Annotated in this window: 30 protein-coding genes; 14 read left to right on the top strand and 16 right to left on the bottom strand. The window is 57.5% G+C overall.

What is annotated here, in order from left to right; all coding sequences use genetic code 11:
* The 3 genes from GOX21_RS12355 to GOX21_RS12345 all read right to left on the bottom strand — a co-directional run.
* A partial coding sequence (locus GOX21_RS12355) for a GTP-binding protein (RefSeq protein ID WP_170377556.1) occupies positions 1–85 on the bottom strand: 85 nt, incomplete at its 3' end.
* Between the two features lie 113 nt (positions 86–198).
* On the bottom strand, positions 199–792 hold the full coding sequence (locus GOX21_RS12350; RefSeq protein WP_170360073.1) for a hypothetical protein: 594 nt from the start codon (positions 790–792) through the stop codon (positions 199–201).
* 98 nt (positions 793–890) lie between these two features.
* Positions 891–3239 carry a DNA topoisomerase IV subunit A gene (locus GOX21_RS12345; RefSeq protein WP_170377539.1) on the bottom strand — a complete coding sequence of 783 codons (2349 nt, stop codon included), beginning with the start codon at positions 3237–3239 and terminating at the stop codon, positions 891–893.
* 203 nt (positions 3240–3442) lie between these two features.
* Here GOX21_RS12345 and GOX21_RS12340 point away from each other — a divergent pair, with 203 nt between their 5' ends.
* From GOX21_RS12340 to GOX21_RS12315, 6 genes are all read left to right on the top strand, one after another.
* On the top strand, positions 3443–4051 hold the full coding sequence (locus GOX21_RS12340; protein ID WP_254428538.1) for an SH3 domain-containing protein: 609 nt from the start codon (positions 3443–3445) through the stop codon (positions 4049–4051).
* A 69-nt stretch (positions 4052–4120) separates the two neighbouring features.
* On the top strand, positions 4121–4948 hold the full coding sequence (locus tag GOX21_RS12335; protein WP_170360068.1) for an SDR family NAD(P)-dependent oxidoreductase: 828 nt from the start codon (positions 4121–4123) through the stop codon (positions 4946–4948).
* A gap of 80 nt (positions 4949–5028) precedes the next feature.
* The gene (locus GOX21_RS12330) at positions 5029–5232 is read left to right on the top strand and encodes a twin transmembrane helix small protein (RefSeq protein ID WP_170350405.1); all 204 of its coding nucleotides are present in this window, start codon (positions 5029–5031) and stop codon (positions 5230–5232) included.
* The gene (locus GOX21_RS12325; RefSeq protein WP_170377537.1) at positions 5233–5805 is read left to right on the top strand and encodes a cob(I)yrinic acid a,c-diamide adenosyltransferase; all 573 of its coding nucleotides are present in this window, start codon (positions 5233–5235) and stop codon (positions 5803–5805) included. It abuts the gene before it with no gap.
* Positions 5806–5968: 163 nt separating this feature from the next.
* A complete protein-coding gene (locus GOX21_RS12320; RefSeq protein ID WP_170360063.1) occupies positions 5969–6727 on the top strand; it encodes an electron transfer flavoprotein subunit beta/FixA family protein in 759 nt (252 codons plus the stop codon).
* Entirely contained in the window at positions 6727–7656 is a 930-nt protein-coding gene (locus tag GOX21_RS12315; protein ID WP_170377535.1) for an electron transfer flavoprotein subunit alpha/FixB family protein, read from the top strand. Before GOX21_RS12320 ends, GOX21_RS12315 begins: the two co-directional genes overlap by 1 nt.
* A 60-nt stretch (positions 7657–7716) precedes the next feature.
* Here the strand turns inward: GOX21_RS12315 and GOX21_RS12310 are convergent, their stop codons facing one another.
* A complete protein-coding gene (locus GOX21_RS12310) occupies positions 7717–8538 on the bottom strand; it encodes a DUF6473 family protein (protein ID WP_254428537.1) in 822 nt (273 codons plus the stop codon).
* 163 nt (positions 8539–8701) lie between these two features.
* Between GOX21_RS12310 and GOX21_RS12305 the strand changes: the two genes are divergently transcribed.
* Positions 8702–9577 (top strand): 3-hydroxybutyryl-CoA dehydrogenase, encoded by an 876-nt coding sequence (locus GOX21_RS12305; protein ID WP_170377533.1) that lies wholly within the window; start codon positions 8702–8704, stop codon positions 9575–9577.
* Between the two features lie 57 nt (positions 9578–9634).
* Here the strand turns inward: GOX21_RS12305 and GOX21_RS12300 are convergent, their stop codons facing one another.
* From GOX21_RS12300 to GOX21_RS12270, 7 genes are read right to left on the bottom strand one after another with little or no spacing between them, the layout of a single operon-like run.
* Positions 9635–10534 (bottom strand): lysophospholipid acyltransferase family protein, encoded by a 900-nt coding sequence (locus GOX21_RS12300; RefSeq protein ID WP_170350394.1) that lies wholly within the window; start codon positions 10532–10534, stop codon positions 9635–9637.
* A 39-nt stretch (positions 10535–10573) separates the two neighbouring features.
* Positions 10574–10843, bottom strand: coding sequence for an HPr family phosphocarrier protein (locus GOX21_RS12295; RefSeq protein ID WP_170328297.1), 270 nt, complete (start codon positions 10841–10843; stop codon positions 10574–10576).
* A gap of 2 nt (positions 10844–10845) precedes the next feature.
* Complete coding sequence (locus tag GOX21_RS12290; RefSeq protein ID WP_170350392.1) at positions 10846–11253, bottom strand: PTS sugar transporter subunit IIA; 408 nt, start codon at positions 11251–11253, stop codon at positions 10846–10848.
* Positions 11250–12143: an RNase adapter RapZ gene (rapZ, locus tag GOX21_RS12285; RefSeq protein WP_254428536.1), complete on the bottom strand. Its 894-nt coding sequence runs from the start codon at positions 12141–12143 to the stop codon at positions 11250–11252. Before rapZ ends, GOX21_RS12290 begins: the two co-directional genes overlap by 4 nt.
* Complete coding sequence (locus GOX21_RS12280; protein ID WP_170350390.1) at positions 12128–12598, bottom strand: HPr kinase/phosphorylase; 471 nt, start codon at positions 12596–12598, stop codon at positions 12128–12130. The genes rapZ and GOX21_RS12280 overlap by 16 nt, the downstream gene beginning before the upstream one ends.
* 4 nt (positions 12599–12602) lie before the next feature.
* Positions 12603–14321 carry an ATP-binding protein gene (locus GOX21_RS12275; protein WP_170377531.1) on the bottom strand — a complete coding sequence of 573 codons (1719 nt, stop codon included), beginning with the start codon at positions 14319–14321 and terminating at the stop codon, positions 12603–12605.
* A 32-nt stretch (positions 14322–14353) separates the two neighbouring features.
* Complete coding sequence (locus tag GOX21_RS12270; RefSeq protein WP_170350387.1) at positions 14354–15058, bottom strand: response regulator transcription factor; 705 nt, start codon at positions 15056–15058, stop codon at positions 14354–14356.
* A gap of 345 nt (positions 15059–15403) precedes the next feature.
* On the opposite strand from GOX21_RS12270, the gene GOX21_RS12265 reads away from it, so the two are divergent.
* The 3 genes from GOX21_RS12265 to GOX21_RS12255 all read left to right on the top strand — a co-directional run bounded on the left by GOX21_RS12265 (position 15404) and on the right by GOX21_RS12255 (position 18229).
* Complete coding sequence (locus GOX21_RS12265; protein ID WP_170350385.1) at positions 15404–17002, top strand: phosphoenolpyruvate carboxykinase; 1599 nt, start codon at positions 15404–15406, stop codon at positions 17000–17002.
* Between the two features lie 360 nt (positions 17003–17362).
* A complete protein-coding gene (locus GOX21_RS12260; RefSeq protein ID WP_170350384.1) occupies positions 17363–17653 on the top strand; it encodes a hypothetical protein in 291 nt (96 codons plus the stop codon).
* A gap of 111 nt (positions 17654–17764) precedes the next feature.
* Positions 17765–18229 carry a hypothetical protein gene (locus GOX21_RS12255; protein ID WP_174818874.1) on the top strand — a complete coding sequence of 155 codons (465 nt, stop codon included), beginning with the start codon at positions 17765–17767 and terminating at the stop codon, positions 18227–18229.
* On the opposite strand, the gene GOX21_RS12250 is transcribed toward GOX21_RS12255, so the two are convergent.
* Complete coding sequence (locus tag GOX21_RS12250) at positions 18226–18990, bottom strand: sulfite exporter TauE/SafE family protein (RefSeq protein ID WP_170377528.1); 765 nt, start codon at positions 18988–18990, stop codon at positions 18226–18228. The two genes, GOX21_RS12255 and GOX21_RS12250, sit on opposite strands and share 4 nt — an antisense overlap.
* Before the next feature lie 145 nt (positions 18991–19135).
* On the opposite strand from GOX21_RS12250, the gene GOX21_RS12245 reads away from it, so the two are divergent.
* The 3 genes from GOX21_RS12245 to GOX21_RS12235 all read left to right on the top strand — a co-directional run bounded on the left by GOX21_RS12245 (position 19136) and on the right by GOX21_RS12235 (position 21975).
* Entirely contained in the window at positions 19136–20827 is a 1692-nt protein-coding gene (locus GOX21_RS12245) for an acyl-CoA dehydrogenase family protein (RefSeq protein ID WP_170377526.1), read from the top strand.
* A gap of 159 nt (positions 20828–20986) precedes the next feature.
* Positions 20987–21541, top strand: a complete 555-nt coding sequence (locus GOX21_RS12240; RefSeq protein WP_170377524.1) for a hypothetical protein — start codon at positions 20987–20989, stop codon at positions 21539–21541.
* Between the two features lie 41 nt (positions 21542–21582).
* Positions 21583–21975, top strand: a complete 393-nt coding sequence (locus GOX21_RS12235) for an META domain-containing protein (RefSeq protein WP_170377523.1) — start codon at positions 21583–21585, stop codon at positions 21973–21975.
* Here GOX21_RS12235 and recO read toward each other — a convergent pair.
* A complete protein-coding gene (recO, locus tag GOX21_RS12230; RefSeq protein ID WP_170377521.1) occupies positions 21959–22684 on the bottom strand; it encodes a DNA repair protein RecO in 726 nt (241 codons plus the stop codon). The genes GOX21_RS12235 and recO overlap by 17 nt on opposite strands.
* Before the next feature lie 207 nt (positions 22685–22891).
* Here recO and GOX21_RS12225 point away from each other — a divergent pair, with 207 nt between their 5' ends.
* Positions 22892–23332: a cupin domain-containing protein gene (locus GOX21_RS12225; protein ID WP_170377519.1), complete on the top strand. Its 441-nt coding sequence runs from the start codon at positions 22892–22894 to the stop codon at positions 23330–23332.
* 190 nt (positions 23333–23522) lie between these two features.
* Here the strand turns inward: GOX21_RS12225 and GOX21_RS12220 are convergent, their stop codons facing one another.
* Genes GOX21_RS12220 through era form a run of 3 tightly spaced genes read right to left on the bottom strand, consistent with a single transcriptional unit; the run spans position 23523 to position 25769 of the window.
* Entirely contained in the window at positions 23523–24557 is a 1035-nt protein-coding gene (locus tag GOX21_RS12220; RefSeq protein ID WP_254428535.1) for a hypothetical protein, read from the bottom strand.
* Complete coding sequence (locus tag GOX21_RS12215; RefSeq protein WP_170377517.1) at positions 24535–24864, bottom strand: DUF1491 family protein; 330 nt, start codon at positions 24862–24864, stop codon at positions 24535–24537. The genes GOX21_RS12220 and GOX21_RS12215 overlap by 23 nt, the downstream gene beginning before the upstream one ends.
* Positions 24861–25769, bottom strand: coding sequence for a GTPase Era (gene era, locus GOX21_RS12210; RefSeq protein WP_170360038.1), 909 nt, complete (start codon positions 25767–25769; stop codon positions 24861–24863). Before era ends, GOX21_RS12215 begins: the two co-directional genes overlap by 4 nt.
* Positions 25770–25911: the final 142 nt, after the last annotated feature.

The following is a 25911-nucleotide window of genomic DNA, read 5'->3' as shown; positions in this document are numbered from 1 at the left end:
TCAGCGTGGTTTTACCGTGGTCAACGTGCCCAATCGTGCCGATGTTGACGTGCGGTTTTGTACGCTCAAACTTTTCCTTTGCCATTCCTCAGGCGCCCTTTTGCGATTTGGGGGACCCTTGGTCCCGTGGTTACATCTGCGCGCGCGAGATATTTGGTTCAAAGGGGAAAATCAAGCACATCCTGCGTGAAAAGCAACTTAAGATGCCGGATTTTGCGTAACAACACCGGATTCGAGCGGTTGGATCAGGTCTGGACGACGATCAAACCAGCCATTGTCTTTATGTTCCTCGGCCAACCATTCCTCGACACGGTCCGCGACCTTCAGTGCAAGCCCGCTCATTTGCTCTTCTTTGGTCCGTTCGTGGCCAGAGCCCTTCAAAGCACTGCCGCCGGTCGTGTCCTCGAGAACCTGGAACTGCTTGCCCTTGGCAAGGAACTCTTTTTTGTTCACGTCATAGACGTTGACCAAGACAATGGCCGTGCTTTTCGGATTATAGATGACCGGGATACCCGGAGGCGCAAGCATATAGCCTTCGAGGCTGATACCGATGTCGTATTCCTGCACGCCTTCATAGCGACCCAGCCGGATATCAACAGCGTTCTGAATAGCAGCGGTCCATTCATCCGGTGTGGCATCGCGGCTGACCGGCCCCTGCACCGCCTTGTCAGCAAAGGCATAATTGACCCGCAACTTGAATTCGCCCAGCGATTCCGGCTCTTCATAAAGCTGCGTTTGCGTGCAGGCGCCCATAAGGGCCAATCCGGTGATCAAAGTCAGAATGCGCAGCATAGGTTCATCTCGATAGGCCTGTTTTTCTTTGGTCTAGCGCACCGATACGGCCTGTGCCAAGCCGTATCAGCGAAATTCTACCTGCGTCCAGCGCATAATCACGAGAATTTATAGTCACGCGGGAAACCATAGGGTGGCTTTTTCCCAACACTGGCGCGCTTGGCGAGCCATTGGGACATATCCGCCTCGTGCCGGGTTTTATCCCCACCCATCGACCACTTGAGACCCTCTTCCCAGTTGAAGGTGGTCAGGTCGGACAAGCCGCCATCCAGCTCAAGTGTGCCCTGCCGTCCACGCGCCATGTTGTATTTCTGCAGACGCACGCCTTTGCCGCGGGTCATCTCGGGCAATTCTTCGGTTGGGAAGACCAGGAACTTACCGTTCTGAGACACCACCGCCACGTGATCGCCATCGATGGGCTTACAGATCATTGCGGTTTCTTCGCCTTTGACGTTCAGCACCTGTTTACCGTTGCGGGTCTGGGCCAGCACCTCATCCTCGGGCACCATGAACCCGTTACCCGCATCCGAGGCCACAAGCAGCTTGCGCCCGGGTTTATGGATCAGGATGTCGATGATCTGCGCTTCGTTCGGTAGATCGACCATCAGACGCAGCGGCTCGCCCATGCCTCGCCCGCCGGGCAGGTTGGCGGCGCTGACCGTGTAAAACCGCCCGTTCGAGGCAAACACCAGCAGCCGGTCCGTCGTTTCCGCGTGGAAGATGAAACGCGGGCCGTCGCCATCCTTGAATTTCAACTCGCGCTTCAGGTCGATATGCCCGGTCATGGCGCGAATCCAGCCCATCTGAGAGCAGACGACCGTGATCGGTTCCTTATCGATCATCGCCTCAAGGGGAACCTCTTCAACCTGTCCGGCTTCGGCAAACTGGGTACGGCGCGCACCGCCTTCGTAGTCTTTGCCAAAGGTCTTTCTGGTCTCTCTCAACTGCTCGGCGATCTTGGCCCATTGCAAGGCCGGATCGGCCAGCAAGTCTTCAAGATTGGCGCGCTCCATCATCAACGCGTCGCGCTCGCGCACCAGTTCCATCTCTTCCAGACGGCGCAAGCTGCGCAGGCGCATGTTGAGGATCGCGTCGACCTGAACCTCGGACAGCTCGCCCTCACCCGGTTTGGGTGAGACATAGTCGGCCTCACTTGTGGCACGGACATGATCGATCCCCCAGTCCTCGCGCATCAGCGCGGCTTTGGGGTCGTCGTCGTAGCGGATAATGTCGATCACACGGTCGAGGTTCAGGAAGGCGACGATAAAGCCTTCCAACACCTCAAGGCGGTGGTCGATCTTGGCCATACGGTGACGCGAACGTCGCAGCAGCACCTCTTGCCGATGATCGAGGAAGGCGCGCAGAACTTCCTTCATCGAGCAGACCTTGGGCGTGACCCCGTCGATCAGCACGTTCATGTTCAGGCTGAACCGCACCTCAAGGTCCGAGTTGCGATACAGCATTCCCATCAACACCTCGGGGTCCACATTCTTGGAACGTGGCTCAAGGATCAGGCGGATGTCGTCGGCGGATTCGTCGCGCACATCAGCGAGAATTGGAATTTTCTTGGTCTGGATAAGCTCGGCGATCTTTTCGATCAGCTTGGATTTCTGAACCTGATACGGAATCTCGGTGACAATGATCTGCCACTGGCCACGGCCCAGATCCTCAACCTCGAACTTACAGCGCAGACGGAAGGACCCGCGCCCGGTGCGATAGGCCTGCGCGATATTCTCAGGCGGCTCGACAATGACGCCACCGGTCGGGAAATCGGGGCCGGGCACATAGTTCAGCAGAGTGTCGTCGCGCGCGTCAGGTGTTTTGATAAGATGCAGGCAGGCGTCACACAGCTCGGCAATGTTATGCGGCGGAATGTTTGTCGCCATACCAACCGCGATGCCGCTGGAGCCATTTGCCAGCAGGTTTGGAAACTGCGCGGGCAGCACGACCGGTTCGGTCAGCGTGCCGTCATAGTTATCGCGGAAATCGACGGCGTCCTCGTTCAGACCCTCAAGCAGCGCCTCGGCGACGATGGTCATCCGTGCCTCGGTGTATCGCGAGGCCGCCGGGTTATCGCCGTCGATATTGCCGAAGTTCCCCTGCCCGTCGACCAGCGGGTAACGGACGTTGAAGTCCTGCGCCAGACGCGCCATCGCATCGTAAATCGCGGCGTCGCCGTGCGGGTGATAGTTGCCCATCACGTCGCCGGAAATCTTCGCAGACTTCCGGAAACCACCCGTCGCACTGAGTCGCAACTCGCGCATCGCATACAGGATTCGCCGGTGAACCGGCTTCAGCCCGTCGCGCGCATCAGGCAGCGCCCGGTGCATGATGGTGGACAAAGCATAGGTCAGATAGCGTTCGCCAATCGCGCGGCGTAGCGGTTCGGCTATCTCGCCCCCGTTGTCGGGGGCCTCCATGTTGGGGTCGTCGATCGTATCGGTCATACATGATGTGATACGCCGCAACCGCGCGCTGGTAAAGCGAGCAGCACGCATTTTACTGGGGACAAGTGGCGCTTTTTGCAACAGGGGGAGGCAACCCCCCGATTTCCCCCGTCTTTCGACTTGGACCCTGAAATATGCTACGCTGACTGGATTAGACTGCTGCCTATTTCTTGTATCTTACGATTGACCCTGGGGGATGCGCCATGACGCGCCTTGTTGTTTTTACTTTCGCTGCACTTGGTTGGTGCTTTTACGTAATGAGCGGCGGGCCGGATTTCGAACCGCGTGGCCTGCGTGCCGAGCAACCCGCTCGTATTGCAACCGCCCCGACGCAAACCATTGCTCCTGCCCAGGCCGAAGAGCTTGTGACCAATGTCGCAGTTCGTGCGCCAACTGCACGTGTGCAACCCAAGCCCGCCGTGGAAGAGGTGGTCGAATTTGTGGCCGATGATGCCACGCTGGGGTCTTTCTCAACCATTACGGTTTTCGCGGACCAAGACGCCAACATCACGCTTGCTTCGCTTGAGGACGGTGTCGCCGGGCTGCGCCAGATCACGGATGACGTACAGGAAGATGTGGCCGAAACACCCGCCATCCCCGAGCCCGAAAAAGACATTCGCGAGATTTCGGGAACCCGCGTGAACATGCGCGACGGGCCGGGTACGATCTATCCGATTGTCGGCAAGGCCACCATCGGTCAGAAGGTCGAAGTACTAAGCGAATCCGGAACCGGCTGGCTGCGCCTGCGCGTGTTGCCTCAGCAACAGGTCGGATGGATTTCGGCCTCGCTAGTGCGAAAAATCGCGAACTGACGCAGCCGTGTCATTGTCCTGACCTGAACCTCGCCATAGCTATAGATCAGGTTCAGATTCAGGAAGACCATGCAAAAGACCATTCTTATCACCGGCTGCTCCTCGGGCATTGGACTGGATGCGGCGCACGGCATGCGCGCCCGAGGTTGGCGAGTGTTTGCCTCCTGCCGTCAGCAGCGAGATTGCGACCGGCTGCGGGCTCAAGGGTTTGAAAGCCCGCATATTGATTACACCGACGCCGACAGCATCACCGCGGGGCTGGCTTCGGTGTTTGAGGCGACGGGTGGCACGCTGGATGCGTTGTTCAACAATGGCGCGCATGGCCTGCCCGGTGCGGTCGAGGATTTGCCGACGGATGGCTTGCGCGCAATTTTCGAGGCCAATTTTTTTGGCTGGCACGAGCTGACCCGGCAGGTGATTCCAGCCATGAGGGCGCAAGGACATGGGCGAATCGTTCAGAACTCGTCCGTGCTGGGCCTGGTGGCCTATCCCTGGCGCGGCGCCTATGTGGCCACGAAGTACGCGGTCGAAGGTCTGACGGACACGCTGCGCCTGGAACTGGCAGATACCGACATCAAGGTTATCCTGATCGAGCCCGGCCCGATCACCTCGAAAATCCGCGAAAACTCGATCCCCTTCTTTGAAAAATTCATCAACTGGCAGAACTCGCCCCTGCGAGAGCGGTACGAATCTTCGTTGTTGAAAAGACTGTACGAATCCTCGGGGCCGGATCGGTTCGAACTACCCGCGTCGGCGGTAACCGACAAGCTGGCCCATGCGGTCGAATCAAAACGGCCACGCGCGCGATACTATGTGACGACGCCGACTTATATCGCCGGATACCTGCGACGCGTTCTGCCGACCCGCACGATTGATCGCATTCTGTCGGACGTCTGAGGCAATATTACCCGTTCGCTTTTCACACCTACGGGGCTAGATGATAGCCCAAGGAAACAAAAAACGCGGACGGTGCACCCATGGACCTAATGATGGTCGTTTTGCTGTTGGCCATGGCGGCTGTTGTCGTCGTGCTGGCGATTGGCATCTCAAACTTTGGCAAAAGCGGTAAAGAGGCCGCGATGAAAAGCAACAAGATGATGCGCCTGCGTATCCTGTTTCAGTTCATTGCCGTGGTGCTGATCGTGCTTTACGTCTGGTTGCGTGGACAAGGAGCCCAATAGATGGTCGTTCTCAACAAGATTTACACTCGCACTGGCGATGACGGCAAAACCGCTCTGGGCAATGGTGAGCGTGTTGCAAAGTATTCCGGCCGTGTTGCTGCCTATGGCACTGTTGACGAGTTGAACGCATTTGTTGGCGTGGCCCGCACCGAAGCCGAGGGCGATGTCGAAGCCGCCCTGTCCCGTATCCAGAACGATTTGTTCGATTTGGGCGCCGATTTCTGCCGTCCCGACATGGAAAAGGATGCCGAGGCCGACTATCCCCCGCTGCGCATCGTGCCAGCCCAGATCGACCGATTGGAAGCGGAAATCGACGCCATGAACGAAGCATTGGAGCCGCTGCGCAGCTTCATTCTGCCGGGTGGTTCGCGTCTGGCGGCACATCTTCACGTGTGCCGCACTGTTTCACGCCGGGCCGAACGGCTGGCGGTAGAGCTGACCAATATGGAACCGGTGAACACGGTTGCGGTGAAATACCTCAACCGTCTCAGCGACTGGTTCTTCGTCGCCGCACGTTGCGCCAATGAAAACGGCACGCAGGATGTGCTTTGGGTTCCGGGAGCGAACCGCTAAGTCGCGGACCTTAACGTCAAAAAACACGAAACGCGACGTCCCAAACCCATGACGTGACGATTTTGCTCTGTTGCAGGGCGAATTCAGACGTTATTCAGTCGTCCGAGAGCATTGGTGGAGTCGCAACGCGGCTTACCGTTTTTTGTGAGGAGCAAGCGCTAAAATGAAGGTACTCGTGCCTGTCAAACGCGTGATTGACTACAATGTGAAGGTTCGCGTGAAAGCGGACGGTAGCGGTGTCGATCTCGCCAATGTCAAAATGTCGATGAACCCGTTCGACGAGATTGCGGTGGAAGAGGCGATCCGCCTGAAAGAAGCCGGCAAGGCCGAAGAGGTTGTAGCCGTTTCGATTGGCGTCAAGCAGGCGCAAGAAACCCTGCGGACCGCGCTGGCCATGGGCGCCGACCGCGCCATTCTGGTTGTGGCCGCCGATGACGTGCATCAAGACATCGAGCCGCTGGCCGTCGCCAAGATCCTGGCCAAAGTGGTCGAAGAAGAGCAGCCCGGCATCGTTCTGGCGGGCAAGCAGGCGATCGACAATGACATGAACGCCACCGGTCAGATGCTGTCGGCCCTGCTGGGTTGGTCGCAAGGCACCTTCGCGTCCGAGCTGGACATCGAAGGCGACGCCGCCAAAATCACCCGCGAGGTGGACGGCGGCCTGCAGACCATCAGCGTCAAGATGCCGACCATCGTGACCGTTGATCTGCGCCTGAACGAGCCGCGCTATGCGTCGCTGCCCAACATCATGAAGGCGAAGAAAAAGCCGCTGGAGGAGAAGACCGCCGCCGATTACGGCGTAGACGTTTCCCCGCGCCTTGAGATCGTCAAGACCGAAGAGCCGCCGGCGCGTGCTGCGGGCATCATTGTCGGCTCGGTTGATGAGCTGGTTACGAAACTCAAAGATGCGGGGGCTGTGTAATGGCTGTTCTTCTTCTTGCCGAGGTTAACAATGGCGAGCTGGCGCTGGACGCCACCGCCAAGGCCGTCAATGCCGCCAAGGCTCTGGGCGACATTACCGTTCTGGCCGCTGGCGGTTCCGCCGCTGCTGCTGGAGAAGCCGCTGCCAAGATCGACGGTGTGTCCAAGGTTCTGGTTGCCGAAGACGACTCGCTGGGTCATCGCCTGGCGGAATCGACCGCTGCGCTGATCGTCAGCCTCGCAGGCGACTATGAACATATCGTTGCCCCTGCCACCACCGACGCCAAGAACGTGATGCCGCGCGTTGCCGCGCTGCTGGACGTGATGGTGATCTCGGACGCGTCGGGCGTGGTCGACGGCTCGACCTTCGAGCGCCCGATCTATGCGGGCAACGCCATCCAGACCGTGAAATCGAACGACGCCAAAAAGGTCGTCACCTTGCGGACCGCCAGCTTTGACGCGGCGGGCGAAGGCGGATCGGCCGCGGTCGAGACCGTTTCGGTTCCGGGCTCCGAAGGCCTGTCGTCCTGGGTCGAGGACAAGGTGGCCGAAAGCGACCGGCCGGAACTGACTTCGGCTGGGGTCGTTGTGTCGGGCGGACGTGGTGTCGGCTCGGAAGACGATTTCAAACTGATCGAAGGTCTGGCCGACAAGTTGGGCGCGGCGGTTGGTGCCTCGCGCGCGGCGGTCGATTCGGGCTATGCGCCGAACGACTGGCAGATTGGGCAGACCGGTAAGGTTGTTGCCCCGGACTTGTATGTCGCCGTCGGTATCTCGGGTGCGATCCAGCACCTGGCTGGCATGAAGGACAGCAAGGTCATCGTCGCGATCAACAAGGACGAAGAAGCACCGATCTTCCAGGTCGCAGACTTCGGACTGGTTGCCGACCTGTTCCAGGCCGTGCCAGAACTGACCGAAAAGCTCGACTGATTGCAGGATAAGATTTTTTGATGAAAAATCTTGCAAGGCCCGCCATTTGGCGGGCCTTATTCATTGCAGGTTCCGAATTGGACTAACCAGTGCATCCGCGATTGACCGATGTGCCGCTGGGCCAATCATGTGCTCGGCCATCGGCTGTTGCAACGTACCGAACAACATATCCTCAAGCTCATTTGAATGCCCGGACACACAAGCCGTGCCTTCGACACAATCGGCGCAGAAAGGCCGCACGGCCTTTAGCATTTCAGGAGTGACTGTCATTGGTGCCCTCTCTTCCTGATGTTCATCATTTTTTTGCGGCAGCACCTTCAGCGCCAGCAGCAGGACCGGTACCTTCAACCTTTGCAGCAGGTCGCTGATTTTCCGAACCCAGTTACGACGCAGCTCTTCTGCCACAACCTCAAAGCGGGCATCCTGATAGTCTTGCAGCCGCCGCATCAGGTGGCCCACAAAATGGACATCGGTAAAGTCAACCTTGGGGTAGAGGTCGATCAGATCCTGAGTTGGTGCCAAAACCCGGTCGTTGCGCCGAGGATGGACACGGTAAAAGTGGTTTGACTGGCTCAGAACCCCGGGCGCCTGTAACACACACAGTTCAGCCCCATTCAACAGCGTGAACAGGCCTGCATCGCCGCACAGCGCCTCGACGCCGCAAAACAGGCTGCCCAAATTCAGGCAGCGCCGGTCCAGCCTGTCCTCTAGAATCGCTGCATAAGGACGGTCAACAAATCGCCCATAGGTCTCATTCCCGCCGACACAAGCCATATAGGCCGTGTCCAAAGACCTCTCTGGTCCCCGAAACCAAAGACGTGATTGACCGTATTGGCATACGGCATGCCCGGCACCTGCCGAGCCTGTTTGATGATAGCTCATAACACTCACCCATTTTTCACCCGGTTGCCATCTTGCAGCCGCATGTCTTGAGAAATTCCTAATGCGCGCAATTTAGACAAATTCGATGGGTCCGATCCCCTTGCCGCCCCTACCGATCTGCCGGTACTGTCCCTTCAATCCCGAGACACAGAGGCATCAGAACATGGACGTAAAATCAGTCGGAGTGATTGGCGCAGGCCAGATGGGCAATGGTATCGCCCACGTCCTGGCCCTTGCGGAATATGACGTTCTGCTGAATGACGTGAACCAGGATGCACTGGAAGCTGCCGTCGCCGCAATCGAAGGCAACATGGCGCGTCAGGCCTCGCGCGGGAAAATTACCGATGAGGCGATGCAAGCCGCCCTGAAACGCGTAAAGACGACACTGGAATTGCCGGAACTGGGGCAAACGGACCTGGTGATCGAGGCCGCCACCGAGCGAGAATCAATCAAGCAGGCGATCTTCGAGGATTTGCAGCCGCACCTGCAACCGCACACGATTCTGACGTCGAACACGTCGTCAATTTCAATCACCCGCCTGGCCAGTCGTACGGACCGGCCTGAACGGTTTATGGGGTTTCACTTTATGAACCCGGTGCCAGTGATGCAGCTGGTCGAATTGATCCGCGGGATCGCCACGGACGAAGAAACCTTCAACACTTGCAAATCCGTGGTGGATCGTCTGGGTAAAACCGCCGCCAGCGCCGAGGATTTCCCCGCCTTCATCGTGAACCGCATTCTGATGCCGATGATCAACGAGGCAGTCTATACCTTGTACGAAGGCGTGGGCAATGTGCAATCCATCGACCAGTCCATGAAATTGGGCGCCAATCACCCGATGGGGCCGTTGGAATTGGCCGATTTCATTGGTTTGGACACCTGTTTGGCGATCATGAACGTGTTGCACGAAGGATTAGCCGACACAAAATACCGCCCCTGCCCGTTGCTGACCAAATATGTCGAAGCCGGATGGCTGGGCCGAAAAACCGAACGCGGGTTTTATGACTATCGGGGCGAGGTTCCGATTCCGACCCGCTAAGGCAGAGGGGGTCAGCCCCCTCACCCCCGAGGTATTTTGGCCAGATTAAGAAACGGATCAGTTTTTTTGCGTTTCGGCCAGCGACATTGTGCGTTTTCTGAGCCAAGCCATGAAGCCACGCGGGTCGCGTTCCAGCAATTGCATGTCCTCGTCCGAGATCGGATCGCCGATAACCGGTGATTGCGGTTTGTTGCACGACCGCACGATCTCATGCAGCAGAAGGCCTTGTCGCAGGATCGGGGACAGCTTGTTGGCAATCTGATAGGCGCGAGAGTTTCTGCCCGGAAAGAAGATCGGAACCACTTTGGCACCGGACCGGCGGATCATCTTGGCAGTGAACACGTTCCACTCCCGCTCTTGCGCCGGGCCGAACCAGTCGTCCGAGGACATCACCACGCCTGACGGGAACAAGGCAACGACACCACCTTCTTTCAGGTGGTCCATCGACTTGCTGCGCATTTCCAGCATCTTGGTTTGCGCCTCGGGGTCATGGGGAAATGGCACTGGGATCATGAACGATGTCGCGGCTTCGTCCAGCCCCGTCAGAACAGAACGGGTCAGGATGCGGTAATCGCTGCGCACCTGGCCAATGAGTTCAGCCAAGATCATCCCGTCAACCATACCGTGGGGGTGGTTCGCCACCACAACAACGGGACCTTCTTTAGGTATACGGGCGATTTGTTCCTGAGGGGTGGTCAGGTCGATGCCCATCGTCTTGAGCGCACCACCCCAGAACCGTTGGCCGCGATAATATTCGTTCTTCTTTTCGAATTTGTTGACCATACGCAGAATGGTCAGCTTGCCAGTACACCATTCGATGGCGCGAATGGCCGTCGACGTCCAGACATCATCGAACGAATTCGCATAGGTCAGGGTTCTACGATCGTAGATCTCACCCTGATCTGTGGTCCCATCCACCACTGGGCCGGTCTTCGTCTCGTGCGTTGTTTCCGCCAATTCCAGGTCTTCCCGTTCTTCGTTGCGCGGCGGATGAAATCAGAAACCTTCCCCGAACTTGTCGTTCACCAGGGTTTCCAAGGCATCAGCCAACGCCTCAGCATCCGGTCCGGACGTCTCGACGTCAATAGTCGTTCCGCGCGAGGCTGCCAACATCAAAAGGCCCATTATACTATCGCCGGATGCAGAAAATCCGTCTTTGGATACTTCGGCCTGTGCGTCAAAGCCCTCGACCACCTCAACCAACTTGGCCGAGGCGCGGGCATGCAAACCTTTTTCATTAATGATTTTCAGGCTTCGATTGGTCATTCTTAATCTGTCCGGTCTTCTTCTAATGTAATGTTTTGCGCATTGATATATTTGCGTCCAGCCTCCATCGCCTGCCGTACTGAATCTGCTATGGGCAGGTGGCGGGTTTTGGCCAGTTTGATCAACATAGGCAGATTTGCACCGTAAAGGATACGGCGATCCTGTGGCGCGCAGGCCCGCAAGCTCAGGTTCGACGGGCTGCCCCCGAACAGATCAGTTACAACAACAACCCCATCCCCGACATCGACGCTGTCAGCAGCCGCACAGATTTCAGCCTGTTTTGCGGCACGGTCGTGGTCAGCCTCGATCGAAATCGCGACTAGGCCGGGCTGCTTTCCGACCACATGTTGCATGGCGGCCAGATACTCTTTGGCCAACCCACCATGTGCTACGAGTACGATCCCGATCAATCCGGCCTCACATTCAACGATCGACGTTCTATTTCGCGGTGCCTAATTGCCACTTGCTGCCCCTCCTCTGCAAGGGCCTTTGCAACCGCTTCGGCCATGGCCACCGATCTGTGTTGCCCTCCGGTACACCCAAAGGCCACGGACAGGTGTGCTTTGCCTTCGGCACGGAAGGTCGGCAACAAGAGTTTTAGCAGATCCACCACCCGGTCGAAAAAAGGTGCGTAGTTCGTGTCCGATTGTACATAGCGCGCGACATCGGGGTTTCGACCATCTTTCGCCCGCAAGTCAGGGCGCCAGTACGGATTGTCCAGAAACCGACAGTCAAACACCATATCCAACCCGCGCGGCAAACCGCGCTTGTACGAGAAAGATTCAATCGAAACAGCCAGATGCCGTCCGCCTTTGGGAGCGAACCAGCGTTCGACCTCTTCGCGCAATTGGTGGACGTTCAGCGGGCTGGAGTCGATCAATGTGTCGGCGATTTCGCGGATCGGAGCCAACAGTTCTTTTTCCTGCCGCACACCGGTTTCCGGGCTGGCATCTGTGGCCACAGGGTGCCTACGCCGGGTTTCCGAGAAACGCCGCAGCAATACCTCGTCGCTGCAATCCAGATAGAGGGTAGTCAAGTCTACCTGCTCCATCCGCCGCAGCCGGACCGCCAGCTCAATAAACCCGATGGTCGAGAAATCGCGGTTGCGTGCGTCGATGCCCAGCGCCATAGGACGATCGCTTTGCGGACCGTCCAGCAGGCGCATCAAAAGACCCATCGGCAGGTTATCGATGGCTTCAAAACCCAGATCTTCAAGAACGCGAATCGCCGTCGAGCGCCCGGCGCCCGAGGGGCCGGTTACCAGAACGATGCGCCGTTGCGAAGTCATGTGCTGGGCCATTCCGGGTCCACGCGTCCCATTTTCAAAAGTTGCATGAGTGCTGCCGCCAAATTGGGGACGCCTGCCGCCCGTAGCAAGGGAACGGATTGCTTTAGAACTAGGGTCTTATCGGGATCGGGCAAGCGGGCGGATTCGTTTTGATCAAGATCCACCACATAGCGGATCGGCGTTGTCCCCGCCGTGTGCGCCCGAAGCAAACCAATGCCCCGTGCCTCGATCAATCCACGTAGGTTTGGAGCAGTATCAGCCATAGCCGTATCGCCCACCATCGACAGGGCAACTCGGTCGTCAGCCACCAAAGTTGCGCCATGCGCCATCATCTGCAAGGCCAGCGCCGATTTGCCCGAACCCGACTGCCCCAGAATCAATGCGCCTTGCCCGTCGACGGCAACACATGTCGCATGGAGGATGGCCTTGTCTTGATGTTGGATGTCCAAGAGGGTCTTGCCGCTCATGCGCTTATACAGGCAGCCCCACGACAAAGCGCGCGCCTTGTGGGTCTGATGTAATATCTGCCTCGGTTGGGCGGATGTTCTCGGCCCAAATCACGCCGCCATGGGCCTCGACAATCTGTTTCGAGATCGCCAGCCCAAGGCCCGAGTTATTGCCGAAATGCTCGTCGGGACGCTGTGAATAGAACCGTTTGAAGATTTTGGTCAGCGCCTGTTCCGGGATGCCCGGGCCGGTATCCTCGACCACGATCAATACCCGGTTTTCGCGACGCCGCACCCAGACGCGAATGGCATCGCTGTCTTCGCAGAAAGAAATCGCATTGGTGATCAGGTTGACGAATACCTGCGCCAGTCGCGCTTCGAGCCCGTTCACGATAATCGGCTGAGACGGCAGGTCAGTGATATAGTCGATGCCTTTGGTACGGGCCTCTTCGCCCAGATATTGACCGATATTGCCCAGCAATTTCAGCAGATCAAAGGGTTGTTCCTCTTCTTTGACCAGTTCGGCATCCAGACGCGATGCGTTCGAAATATCGCTGACCAGACGATCCAGCCGCCGCACATCATGTTCGATCACGCCCAACAACTTGTCGCGTTGGTCGTCGCGTTTGACCACGCGCAGGGTTCCCACCGCGGATTGCAGGCTGGCCAACGGGTTCTTGATCTCATGCGCCACATCGGCGGCAAACTGTTCATTCGCATCGATACGATTATACAGCGCTGTTACCATCCCACGCAGGGCGCGGCTGAGGCGTCCGATTTCATCCGGCCGCGCACTGAGGTCCGGGATGCGGATACGGCCGGGATTTACCCCGGCACCGCGATCTTTGCCCATCTCGGCCGCAGCGGCCAGATCGGCCAACGGGTTGGCGATGGTCGAGGCCAAAACAAGGCTGAGACCGATGGACACCAGCAATGCCACAACAAACATCTGCAAAATGCGTTCCTGCGCGCGCCGGGCCAGCGCGTCAATCTGTCCAGCAGGACCAGCCATTGCGACGGCGCCCACCGGCTCGCCGCTTTGCAGGATCGGAGCCGCTGCCACGATGACCGTTTGACCAGCGTCATCCTTTACCGCCTCAATCTGCTTCTGCCCCTGAATCGACAATGGAATGATTTCCTGCACGCGCTGCGCCAGCGTTGGTGCTTCGTCGGGGTCGGAACGGGTGAACACCCGGGACAGCCCGGTCCACACAGCGTTCAGTGCGTCACTGATCAGGGTACTTCCGGTCTGCACTTCGGCTTCGGTTTTCAGCAGTGCATAGGTCTGCGTTGAGGTCGAAACTCCGCGCGTCCAGCCGATCAGCGTTCCATCCATGTCATAGACAAAGACCTCGCCGCCGTCAGGCAGGCTAAGCCCCGCCAGCGTATCCTTAACGTCCAACGCCGCCGCATCCTGTGCGGTTCCGGATTGGTTTTGACGCAGCTGGGCTTCGAACACATTGCTGACTAGCTGCGCGTCCCCGATCAGGTTGCGCGCAGTCTGCTGGACCTGCTCTTCGCGAGAATCGTCGAGATACAGCAACCCGGTGACTAGGATCACAAGGGCAATCAGATTGAAGGTAATAATCCGACGCGCAAGGGGCGACCCGCGCAGCGAGAACATGTTGCGACGTCGGCGCGAGGCCCGGAGTTCAGCCGAATCCGGGTCTTGTGGGATGACCCAATCATCCCCCAGAACGACGTCACCGTCGCGCAACTCGTTTGCTTGTTCCGTATCGCGCACGAGACCCGGTTACCCCTTCTCAGTGGCCACACTTATTCTTCGTTGTACCTGTATCCGATACCATACAGCGTTTCGATGGCCGAAAACTCAGGGTCTGCGGTGCGCATTTTCTTGCGCAGGCGCTTGATGTGGCTATCGATGGTCCGGTCGTCGACATAGACTTGGTCATCATATGCAACATCCATCAGCTGATCACGGCTTTTGACAAAGCCCGGTCGCTGCGCCAACGCCTGAAGCAGCAAGAACTCGGTCACCGTCAACGATACATCCGCACCCTTCCAACTGACCGCATGGCGCAACGGGTCCATCCGCAATTCGCCACGTTCCATCACCTTGGTTTCGCCGGTATTGGCGTTGGTCGCATCACCCGCCGTCGCCTCTTGTCGACGCAGCAATGCGCGGATGCGTTCGACCAGCAAACGTTGGGAAAAGGGCTTTTTTACATAGTCGTCCGCGCCCATGCGCAGGCCCAAAACCTCATCGATTTCATCATCTTTCGAGGTCAGAAAGATCACCGGCATCTGGGTTTTCTGTCGCAGCCGTTGCAACAGATCCATACCGTCCATACGCGGCATCTTTATATCCAGCACGGCCATATCGGGCAGTTTCTTGTTGAAAGCATCCAGAGCCGCCTGCCCATCATTATAGGTTTCGACTTCGAATCCTTCAGCTTCGAGCGTCATGGACACGGACGTCAGAATGTTTCTGTCGTCGTCCACCAGTGCAATCTTTGACATCGGGTTCACCCCTATTCCTGCTCACCTACGCAATAATACGCTTTTTTGTAAGTCATTGTTGGCGGTTTTGACGCGCCGAATCAATCCGTAACTGCGAATCATGCCATTCTTGCGGCAGCTATGCGGCAAAAATGCCTTGCAGCCCGCAAAATACTGCCCAGATTTCCATCAGGAAATTCTTGGTGGCGCTAAACTTGAGCTTGGTGGCGCTAACTGCGCCAAACCGTCCTGTTCATGCCCTAAACGACCGTGATAAGAGGCGCCTGACCGCCGGGTTTTTCCGGCAAATGCCCCAAGAGCGCATCCAGGCCAATCGCCAATGCGCCGCCACAGGAGAAGACACACATGACATCTGGACGGGTTAACCCGCAATTCCGCCTCGAAGATCAGGGCATCGAGGGATTGGGCAATGTCTATTACAACTTCATGGAACCGGCGCTGATTGAAGAGGCGTTGAAGCGTGGCGAGGGTACACTTGGCAACGGCGGGGCATTTCTGGTCACTACCGGCAAGTTTACCGGTCGCTCACCCAAGGACAAACATGTCGTCAAAACTGAAAGCGTTCTTGACTCTATCTGGTGGGAAAACAACGCCGAGATGAGCCCAAAAGGCTTTGACGCGCTTTATGATGATATGCTGGCTCACATGAAGGGCCGGGATTATTTCGTGCAGGACCTCGTTGGCGGAGCAGACCCAGCCTATTCGATCAACGTTCGGATGGTCACCGAGCTGGCCTGGCACAACCTGTTCATCCGCCACCTGTTGCGCCGTCCGGATCGCGAGGATTTGGATGAATTCATCGCGGATTTCACCATCATCAACTGCCCCAGCTTCCAGGCCGACCCGAAAAAGCACGGCTGCCAGTCTGAGACGGTGATTGCACTGAACTTCGATCGCAAGCTGATCCTGATCGGCGGCACTGAATACGCAGGTGAAAACAAAAAGTCCGTATTCACCCTGTTGAACTACATGCTGCCGGAAAAAGGTGTGATGCCGATGCATTGCTCGGCCAACCACGCGGTTGGCAATCCAGTCGACACCGCTGTTTTCTTTGGCCTGTCCGGCACGGGTAAGACTACCCTGTCGGCCGACCCGTCGCGTACGTTGATCGGTGACGACGAGCATGGCTGGTCGGATCGCGGCACCTTCAACTTCGAAGGCGGCTGCTATGCCAAGACCATCAATCTGAATGCCGAGGCCGAGCCGGAAATCTATGCGACAACCAGCAAATTCGGCACGGTCATCGAAAACATGGTTTTCGACCCCGAAACCAAGGAACTGGATTTCGACGACGACTCGCTGACCGCAAACATGCGCTGCGCTTATCCGCTCGAGTATATCTCGAATGCGTCCAGCAGCGCACTGGGTGGTCACCCTAAGAACATCATCATGCTGACCTGCGATGCGTTCGGCGTTCTGCCTCCGATCGCGCGACTGACCCCGGCACAGGCGATGTACCACTTCCTGTCGGGCTTCACATCCAAAGTGGCCGGAACCGAGCGTGGCGTCACCGAACCCCAGCCGACCTTCTCGACTTGTTTCGGCGCGCCGTTCATGCCGCGCCGTCCGGAAGTTTACGGCAACCTGCTGCGTGAAAAAATCGCTCAGCACGGCGCGACCTGCTGGCTGGTGAATACCGGCTGGACCGGCGGTGCCTACGGCGTTGGCTCGCGGATGCCGATCAGAGCCACCCGTGCGCTGCTGACTGCGGCACTGGACGGTTCGCTGCGTGATGCCGAATTCCGCAAGGACGCAAATTTCGGCTTTGACGTGCCGGTGACCGTACCCGGCGTAGCCGAGGTTCTGCTGGACCCGCGCCGCACTTGGGACGATCAGGCGGCATTCGACAAACAGGCCGAGAAACTGGTGAAGATGTTCGCCGAGAACTTTGAGCAGTACCTGCCGTTCATCGACGACGACATCAAAGCCGTTGCAATCGGGTAATTGGACAAGGGGGCGCTGACGCCCCCTTTTTCCTTTGAGGGTATCGCGAAAATACTCTCTCTAAAGTTGCATAATGCAGACTTCACGTACAAATGCGTTGCCCGGCATGCCTGCCTGAGGTAATTTCGACGCTATTGAAATGAATAAGCCCGGCGCTTACGCACCGGGCGGAAAGTAAAAAGACCTTTGGGTGGCTCGGGCGAACTCTCACATCAGCACGATGAGCAACCTGAAAACGTGACTAGTGTAAGCTAAAGGGGATGAGTGTCAATATGAGACTTACTGATATTGTTTAAGAAATCGGTATATCGCATTTTGCCGCCGAGCAGCGGCATCGACACGAAGAGCAACAGGTAGAATATGACAGAAATCTCAAAACTGACCGAACTGCGCAAACTGATGCAGAGCATGGAACGGACGCTGGGTCTGGAACAGCTGTCTCCGGTTGAGCGTGACATTTATTACGCCGCCGAAGAGCTGTCCAAATCCGACGACGAAGTGCGCACATTCGGTTTGATTGAACACACGCTGGTTCAAAGCGTTTCGCGCCCGACATTCTTTCGTGCGCTGAAATCATTGGTACAGAAAGGCTATCTGTCGCAAAGCGGCACCGCCAACCGGGGCCGGTATATCGTTCATGCACCCAAGTAATGCCTTCTTCCTGCGTACAGGTGGCTGATCAACGTGCGCAGGTGGGCTACTGACACGCTCTTTGCCTCATCGGCTTATGTCGTCGCATCGTACCTCACTTTTGAGGTCCTGATGCCGCTTCAGAACGTGTTTTTTCCGGAATACCCCAGTCGGGCCAGTCTTTTGTTTCTTCCGCACGGGGTGCGGGTTCTATCGGCGTGGCTGTTAGGATGGCGGGCGATTTTCGCCTTGTTTCCCGGCGTTTTCCTGGTTTTTGCCGTTCTCGGCGGCAGCGACGTGTTTCTGCCAAGCCGACTGATGGCGATATTCATTGCCGTCACCACCGTTCCTGCGGTGTTCTATCTATTTAAGTGGGCAGGTTGGGATCTGTTTCCCCGACCGGATCGCAAACCTTGTTGGTTATGCGTCATGGGGGTTGGGATCGTCACCTCCTTCCTTGTCTCGGGGTTGACCAATCTGGCTTTTGGCAGCGCGCGCGTCGAATATGTCGCCTTTCTGATCGGTGATATCTCAGGCCTGTTTTTCCTGATGCTGGGGCTATATTTTGCCTTTCGGCTTGCGGACAGGCGCCACTAACCGATTAGCGCGCGACGAAGCAGATTCACCCCTGCGACCAGCAAAACCAGCAACGTTACCTTTCGAAACAACGCCTGATCGATTCGTGATTGCAACTGCAAGCCCGCCCACATACCAAACAGTGCCGGCAGGACCAAAGCAACCGAGAAAGGTGCCGTCTCGACTCGCAAAATGCCCGACGCTATGTGCGCCAGCAACAATGCCACTGAACCCAGTCCGTATATCACGCCTTGCACGCGCATCTGCACTGCCTTCGGTGTGTTCAGTGCAGTCAGATAGGCAACGGTTGGCGGCCCCCAGATGCCGGACATCCCTCCGATAAACCCGGCAATCGCGCCTATGCCCACCTCGACACGTGCCGATGGTTTGCTCAGTGTCAACTGCATTCCCAGCACTTGAAACAGCGCGAAAACCGTAACCGGAAGGCCAATCATCAACAGAAACGTGGACGCGGGCACGGCGCTGACAACCTGGGCCCCCAACAGCAGGAACACAAAGCCTACCATCAAGAAGGTACGGAACTGCTTGATCGCGGACACGGCGGCGGGCACCCCCTCGCGCAGGGCCTGAAACACGTTGGTTACCAGCGTTGGTAAGATCAACCCGGCGATCGCCAAATCGGGCGGCAAGAACATACTCAGCCCCGACACCAGAACCATCGGCATGGCAAATCCAACCATGCCCTTAACCCACCCCGCAACAAAAGCAAGGGCGGCGGCCAGCATCAAGTCATGCGGACTGAGTAAGGAAAACAATGTCATGCGCCCGTGATAACACTCTTGGCGCGCGCTGCATCGCAAAATCGACAAAGCAATTTTCGAACTTTTTCACTGCTTAATTCGCATTTTTGTTGCGCTGCACGTGCAGCATGGTATGACCAGACGACTCTAAAGAAGGACGTGATTCATGGCCCATGACGGACAGGATATGACCCATATGACGACATCCGCGATTTTGCCCGACCTTCTGACGCTGACCCGCGCGGCCCTGCCTGCCGTTGAAGCAGTTTTTGAACGCGCCCGCGAGTCGGTCCGCGGGATAGTCACCGCTGACGGCCGGGTCTCTGGCGCGTTGATTGAAGCCAATCAAACCGCCGCCCACGGCCTTTCGTGGCTGGCGACGTACAACCAATCACTACAACAGATGCAACGCTGGGCCGAAGCCCTGGATGCAGATGGCAAATTTGGCGAAATGGAACAGCTGTTGCATCAGATCGCCTTTGGTGAGTACCTGCATCAGGTCGCAGGTGGCATCCCGATGAACCAGGGAGAGGTCGTGCGTCTGCAAGATATGGGCCTTGGCTGGGACGCCCTGTCTGGTTTCCAATGCACCGAAGTCCAGACGCTGATGGCTCAGGCCAACACACAGGCCGCCCGCACACAACTGGTTGGTCTGATGGGTGATCAGGCCGGTTCCACCATGTTCGGCGCCTCGGGTCTGGATGAAGAACTGGAAATGATCCGCGACCAATTCCGCCGCTATGCACAGGAAAAGGTCGAACCGAACGCCCATGACTGGCACCTCAAGGACGAGCTGATCCCGATCGAAATCATCGAAGAACTGGCCGAAATGGGCGTCTTCGGCCTGACCATCCCCGAGGAATTCGGCGGCTTCGGCTTGTCCAAAGCCTCGATGTGCGTGGTGTCCGAGGAACTGTCGCGCGGTTACATCGGCGTCGGCTCGCTGGGCACCCGGTCCGAGATCGCGGCCGAGCTGATCATCGCAGGCGGCACCGACGAGCAAAAGGCCAACTGGCTGCCGAAACTGGCCAGCGCCGAGATCCTGCCCACCGCTGTGTTCACCGAACCGAACACCGGATCCGACTTGGGCAGCCTGCGCACGCGTGCCGTCAAAAACGCGGATGGTGACTATGAGATCACCGGCAACAAGACCTGGATTACTCACGCGGCCCGAACCCATGTGATGACCCTGCTGGCGCGGACCAATCCGGACACTACCGATCACCGCGGCCTGTCCATGTTCCTAGCTGAAAAAACACCCGGCACGGACGAGAACCCCTTCCCCACCCCCGGCATGACCGGTGGCGAGATCGAAGTGCTGGGCTATCGCGGCATGAAGGAATATGAGCTGGGTTTTGACGGTTTCCATGTGAAAGGGGAAAACCTTCTGGGTGGCGAAGAGGGCAAAGGCTTCAAACAGCTGATGGAAACCTTCGAGTCGGCCCGTATCCAGACCGCCGCCCGCGCCATCGGCGTGGCACAAAGTGCGCTGGATATCGCCATGCAATACGCGCAGGACCGCAAGCAATTCGGCAAATCGCTGATCAACTTCCCCCGTGTCTCGGGCAAGCTGGCGATGATGGCGGTTGAGATCATGATCGCGCGGCAGCTGACCTATTTCTCGGCCTGGGAAAAGGATCACGGCCAGCGCTGCGATCTTGAGGCAGGTATGGCCAAACTGTTGGGCGCGCGTGTGGCCTGGGCGGCTGCGGACAACGGTCTGCAAATCCATGGCGGCAACGGCTTTGCGCTGGAATACAAGATCAGCCGCGTTCTGTGCGACGCACGTATTCTAAATATTTTCGAAGGGGCTGCTGAAATTCAGGCTCAGGTTATCGCAAGACGACTGCTGAGCTGACCGTTTTCGGTATTCCCGTTTCCCCAACTGACCCGGCCCTGGCGCCGGGTCTTTTTCTGTTCGGGGCAGGTTGTGATCCGCTGATGGCGAACTTCCCCTTTGATCTCAGGTACGAACCTGGTTAGAGCATCCTGCGCTCAAGAAAGAATGGCACGAAAAATGACCAGACGACTTTTCGCACTGTGTGCGGTTCTAGCGGCAATAGTCCTTGGCGGATGCGCGACCAAGCAACCGACCGTCGGCCAAAGCGATATTGACGATCTGGCGATGGCCATCCAGGCCCTTGGCCCCAAGGTCGATCCGGCCGAGGCAAACAAAGCCGCGACGATTGCCTACTCTTATTCCCAGCAATTGAAGCAGGAATGGAACGTCACAGACTCAGCCATCATCCACAACGCCAAGGTCATCAACGGCTTTCGCGAGTTTGGGCTGTGCAATGATTGGGCTCAGGCCATGACCACACGCCTAAAGCAAGAGAATTTCCGCACGCTGGACCTGCACTGGGCGACTTCACCGCCGACGGCGTTTCGGATCATCCACCACTCGGCTCTGATCAGTGCCAAGGGGGATTCGATGTATGACGGGATCATCCTTGACCCTTGGCGGGCCAGCGGCGCGCTGACATGGGCGCCGGTCCGGGAAGATACCAAGTATAACTGGCGCCCTCGTCTGGAGGTCCGGGAAGAATTGATTAGCGGCGAGATCCCCTACTGACGTCGGTTCCGTCCGCTCAAAGGTTGCGCTAAGACCATCCCATGACCCGCCTGATCCTGACCCTACCCCTGCTGGCCCTTTTCCAATGCGACAAAGACGAAACCGTCGCTGCCTACGGCGCGGCTGATCAAACATGGGCGTTGCAGGAGATCGACGGGCAACCCTTTGAGGCCAGCGCCCTGCTGCGCTTTCCCAAGGAAGGCAAGATAGCAGGAAATGCCCCTTGCAACAGCTACAGCGGTACTCTGAACGCGCCATATCCGTGGTTTGAGATTGCAGACCTGACTGCGACCCGCGCCGCCTGTGCCGGGCTTGAGGCTGAAGGGTTCTACTTCGCAGCCCTTATGGCCATGACTCAATCCGAGGTCTCTGGTGATGTATTGATCCTGCGAAATGAAGACGGGCACGAGATGGTGTTTACAGCCGTCGAGTAAACTGAACCACAAATCGTTCCCGCGCCTCTGGCAACGGGTGGTGCCCCAGCGACGGGGCCACGCGGTGTTCCAGAAAATACCCGGTCGTTTGCAAACCCGCTGCGATCTCTGCGTCCGGCGCAGCGCCTTCTCCGCGCAGGCAAGGCGGCAGAGGTAACAGCTTATCCGCCCATTCCCCTGCCGCTTCGCCGCTGACCGCCCGACCGGATTTGGGCGAGACATAAATAAGCCCCTCACGTGCGCCCGTCACGGCGCATACGGACAAATCAAGCCCGAACCCAAGCTCTTCCAACATGGCCAGTTCCCACCGTAGATAAGCCAGCGGCCAGATTTCATCCTGGCCCAGCAAATCCATCAGCTGTTCCGTCTGATTGTAGACGGCAGGGTGCGGCTCTCGTTCCGGCAGACAAAAGGACAACAAGGAGACAACAGCGTTTAACCCGGCCAGCGCCAAGCGCCCCGAAAACGCCGCCGCCGCGCGGGATCGCAGGGGTTCAACCTGAAACGTTCCGATATGTTCCTCAAGTCGCGCGCGCCACAGAACGTCCAACTGCGCCCCCGGTTGCAGGATCGGCGCGGTCTTGCGGCTGGCGCCCCCGCGCACAACCCCAGCATGGCGACCGTGGCCTTCGGTAAAAACCTCGATGATCGCCGCCGTTTCGCCGTGGCGGCGCGAGGTCAGAAGGATGCCGTGATCACGCCAATCCAAAGTGGGCTCCTGATGGGTATAGAACTTCCCGGCCACAAGACCGCAACAACCGATCATGCGCAAGATATATGCCGGTGCTGCTGCACTTTTGTAAAAGTCCCCAGACCTTCCGACAAATGCTATGATCAACGGCACCGGCGCGCTGCTGGGGCAGGTTCATTGATTGATTTGAACGGGATACGCCCCGAGAACAGACAGGAGTACACCATGAAAACACCTTTTATCACCTCACCTTCCGACTACCCTGAACCCCTGAACGTTCTTGGTGACAAAATCACTGTGCTAGCACGTCTTGAACAGATCGGGGATTATGCAGTCACGCTCAATTACGGTCACGAAGGCAATGGCCCACCGCCCCACACGCACCCATGGGATGAGACCTTTTTTGTGGTGAAAGGCGAGGTCGAATTTGTCATGGACGGGGAAACCAGAAGCGCCCCCGCCGGTACGCTGGTTCATTTCCCGGCCGGGACAGTACACAGTTTCAAGTTTGGCCCCGGGGGCGCACATCTGCTTGAGATAAGCGGCAGGGGTTCGCGCGCCATCGAGATGTTCGCGGACCTTGATCGTGAAGCACCAGGCCCAGTTCAAGACGGTGCCAAAATTGCCGAGGTATTGCGCAAAACCGGGGTGGAACTGGCTGGATAAGAGTGGTTTCTTTGCGCGTCAATCGACAATTGTCTGTGCGGTATCAATACCTCCGATTTTGACGCAACAATTAGATTCAGAAGTATGCCGTGATCGCACTAGGCCAATCCCGGTCCCCCATGGCTCCAGGTTTTCGGAGGATAGTCGCAGGTCGGGTAGTCTAGAGGGAAAAACTGAACCAGAAGGGCAATTAGAACCTTACTCTGAATGCAAAGCCGACCAATGGTGCCGTTTCGTAATTCTGGCGACTGAGTTCCGAACCATTTGCATCGTCCAACGTCAAACGGCCATCCAACTCAGCCCCTGCAAAGACATTCAACGAAACGCCAGGATTGGGACTGTAACCTAACGCCAGCACAACAGGGATGCTTTTGTCTTCACCCACCCCATCCGGAGCCAAGCCATCTCCATCCAATCGAAACCGTATTCTCTCGGAGCGAGCCGAAAGCGACAGGTTCATTTCGTTATTTAGCGCGTAGCTGAGCGTGAGTCCTGGACCTTGCGTAGCACCAATCCCTGAGCCTGTGTTCAAGTTCCAGCGGTCGTTTATATCCCAATCCACCAACAAGGCTGGGAAGAAATCGATATCGTCATCCTCCAACTGCGAAAACACGCCTAATGCAGGGCCGATGGTAAGACGCTCACTTAGCTTCCATGCAATACCCGCAAAAGCTCCATAGGTACGTCCGTCCGAGGCAGTAGCGCCGCTTTGATAGTCCCATCTGATCTGTGGCGATATAAAGGCGGTGGCTGTATTTCCAACTCGAAACCGCACTGGCAAGGAAACGCGAATGTCTCGGATATCTTCCCAAGGCTGGTTATTTGCTTCGCTAAAGTTGTAATCGAACCTACCGAAGCTAGCCGACACCCCAACGGAGTTCCCTCCGTCCATGTTATAAAGCGCGGTGGTTCGCACAAAAGCACGGCTTGCCGAGAACTCTCCACCTCCACTCAAACTCGCATCGCCCTGAAAAGCAGCAAGCCCGTCAAGTTGATAGATCCAACCCAATCTGGGCTGCGCCGCTGCGGAAGTCGCTGTGCAAACCAAGAGCAAAAAGGGAAGACGGCAGGCTAACAAGAAGGTTTTCATAAATTCCAAACTCTTAGGAAGGGGGCGCAATTCCAGATGGTATTTCAGTGTGCAGGGTGTAACGATAAATAGAAATAGATTGTTAGACTTTGTCCGCCAGACCAAGCTGCAGTTAATCCAGCCCTTCTTCTCCAAGAAGATGCCGCCCCTGCCGGTCTTCTACCTCAATCACCCAAAGGTCTGGGTCAAAGCTGCGCTGGCGTTGAATGGCTTCATCCACATCCATTTCCGCACCGGTAGAGAGTTCAACCCATTTACGCTCGCCACTCATCAGATCAAAGCTGCGTTGGAAGGCCACGGCCCGCCCGTCCAGAGTGTTCAGCTTAACCAGCACAGCGCCGGCCGTGTCGTCCCCGTGGGCCACTACATAGGCCGGAATGTCCTGAAACCGCAGCCGCGCCAGATAGGCGTGGACCCAGAAATCAGCCGTCAGGCGCGTCATGCGTTGCCGTCTTTGAAATCCAGCCCCATTTCCGAATAGCGCTCGGATTCTTCCAGCCAGTTCGGGCGCACCTTGACCTGCAGGAACAGATGAACCTTGCGGTCGAGGAACTCTTCCAGCTCGGCCCGCGCTGCCTGGCTGACGGCCTTGATGGTCTCGCCGCGTTTGCCCAGCACAATACCTTTGTGACCGTCGCGCATGACATAGATGACCTGATCGATCTTGGCGGACCCATCCTTGCGTTCCTCCCAGTTCTCGGTCTCGACGGTCAACTGGTAGGGCAGTTCCTGATGCAGGCGCAGGGTCAGTTTCTCGCGCGTCATCTCGGCGGCGATCATGCGCATCGGAAGATCGGCAATCTGATCTTCGGGATACAGCCAAGGTCCTTCGGGCAGTTCTGCGGCAAGCCACTTGCGCAGGTCTTCCACACCATAGCCGCGCTCGGCCGAGATCATGAAAGTTTCGGCAAAAGGATAGCGCGCGTTCAGATCGCTGGTCAGCGCCAGCAGTTTCTCGGACGGAACCTTGTCAATCTTGTTGATGGCCAGCGCGATGGTACGGCCCTGCCCGATCTCTTCCAGACCTTCGAGGATGCGTTCGACCCCTTCGGTGATGCCTCGATGCGCCTCAACCATCAGCACCACCACATCAGCATCCGCAGCCCCGCCCCAGGCGGCCGCGACCATGGCGCGATCCAGACGACGGCGGGGTTTGAACAGGCCGGGCGTGTCAACGAATACCAGTTGCGCATCCCCTTCCATCGCCACACCACGAATGCGGGCGCGGGTGGTTTGCACCTTATGCGTCACGATCGAGACCTTAGCCCCGACCATGCGGTTCAGAAGGGTGGATTTGCCTGCGTTGGGCTCTCCGATCAGGGCGATAAATCCGGCGCGTGTGGTCATGTGTGATGCGATCCTGTTTGCAAGTGCGCACCCCTATAGCAGAAAGCCCCCGCGGGCCAGAGGCATTTGTCGCATTGCGGCCATGCGGTCGGGATGGCATCACCGGATCACGCCACGCCATTAACAGCCAGGCAATCCTTCT

This window comes from Ruegeria atlantica (genome assembly GCF_013032005.1).
GTDB lineage: Bacteria > Pseudomonadota > Alphaproteobacteria > Rhodobacterales > Rhodobacteraceae > Ruegeria > Ruegeria atlantica_A.
The sequence above is the reverse complement of the archived record's forward strand: the minus strand, read 5'-3'. Positions and strand labels throughout refer to the sequence as shown.

Coding starts and splice junctions, on each gene's coding strand:
- GOX21_RS12310 (WP_254428537.1), bottom strand. CDS start 8,538: ATGAGCTATCATCAAACAGGCTCGGCAGGTGCCGGGCATGCCGTATGC.
- GOX21_RS12315 (WP_170377535.1), top strand. CDS start 6,727: ATGGCTGTTCTTCTTCTTGCCGAGGTTAACAATGGCGAGCTGGCGCTG.
- GOX21_RS12345 (WP_170377539.1), bottom strand. CDS start 3,239: ATGACCGATACGATCGACGACCCCAACATGGAGGCCCCCGACAACGGG.
- GOX21_RS12350 (WP_170360073.1), bottom strand. CDS start 792: ATGCTGCGCATTCTGACTTTGATCACCGGATTGGCCCTTATGGGCGCC.
- GOX21_RS12225 (WP_170377519.1), top strand. CDS start 22,892: ATGAAAACACCTTTTATCACCTCACCTTCCGACTACCCTGAACCCCTG.
- GOX21_RS12245 (WP_170377526.1), top strand. CDS start 19,136: ATGGCCCATGACGGACAGGATATGACCCATATGACGACATCCGCGATT.
- GOX21_RS12295 (WP_170328297.1), bottom strand. CDS start 10,843: ATGACCAATCGAAGCCTGAAAATCATTAATGAAAAAGGTTTGCATGCC.
- GOX21_RS12340 (WP_254428538.1), top strand. CDS start 3,443: ATGACGCGCCTTGTTGTTTTTACTTTCGCTGCACTTGGTTGGTGCTTT.
- GOX21_RS12280 (WP_170350390.1), bottom strand. CDS start 12,598: ATGAGCGGCAAGACCCTCTTGGACATCCAACATCAAGACAAGGCCATC.
- GOX21_RS12265 (WP_170350385.1), top strand. CDS start 15,404: ATGACATCTGGACGGGTTAACCCGCAATTCCGCCTCGAAGATCAGGGC.
- GOX21_RS12260 (WP_170350384.1), top strand. CDS start 17,363: ATGACAGAAATCTCAAAACTGACCGAACTGCGCAAACTGATGCAGAGC.
- GOX21_RS12250 (WP_170377528.1), bottom strand. CDS start 18,990: ATGACATTGTTTTCCTTACTCAGTCCGCATGACTTGATGCTGGCCGCC.
- GOX21_RS12320 (WP_170360063.1), top strand. CDS start 5,969: ATGAAGGTACTCGTGCCTGTCAAACGCGTGATTGACTACAATGTGAAG.
- GOX21_RS12255 (WP_174818874.1), top strand. CDS start 17,765: ATGCCGCTTCAGAACGTGTTTTTTCCGGAATACCCCAGTCGGGCCAGT.
- era (WP_170360038.1), bottom strand. CDS start 25,769: ATGACCACACGCGCCGGATTTATCGCCCTGATCGGAGAGCCCAACGCA.
- GOX21_RS12335 (WP_170360068.1), top strand. CDS start 4,121: ATGCAAAAGACCATTCTTATCACCGGCTGCTCCTCGGGCATTGGACTG.
- rapZ (WP_254428536.1), bottom strand. CDS start 12,143: ATGGCCCAGCACATGACTTCGCAACGGCGCATCGTTCTGGTAACCGGC.
- GOX21_RS12305 (WP_170377533.1), top strand. CDS start 8,702: ATGGACGTAAAATCAGTCGGAGTGATTGGCGCAGGCCAGATGGGCAAT.
- GOX21_RS12215 (WP_170377517.1), bottom strand. CDS start 24,864: ATGACGCGCCTGACGGCTGATTTCTGGGTCCACGCCTATCTGGCGCGG.
- GOX21_RS12240 (WP_170377524.1), top strand. CDS start 20,987: ATGACCAGACGACTTTTCGCACTGTGTGCGGTTCTAGCGGCAATAGTC.
- GOX21_RS12235 (WP_170377523.1), top strand. CDS start 21,583: ATGACCCGCCTGATCCTGACCCTACCCCTGCTGGCCCTTTTCCAATGC.
- GOX21_RS12325 (WP_170377537.1), top strand. CDS start 5,233: ATGGTCGTTCTCAACAAGATTTACACTCGCACTGGCGATGACGGCAAA.
- GOX21_RS12330 (WP_170350405.1), top strand. CDS start 5,029: ATGGACCTAATGATGGTCGTTTTGCTGTTGGCCATGGCGGCTGTTGTC.
- GOX21_RS12270 (WP_170350387.1), bottom strand. CDS start 15,058: ATGTCAAAGATTGCACTGGTGGACGACGACAGAAACATTCTGACGTCC.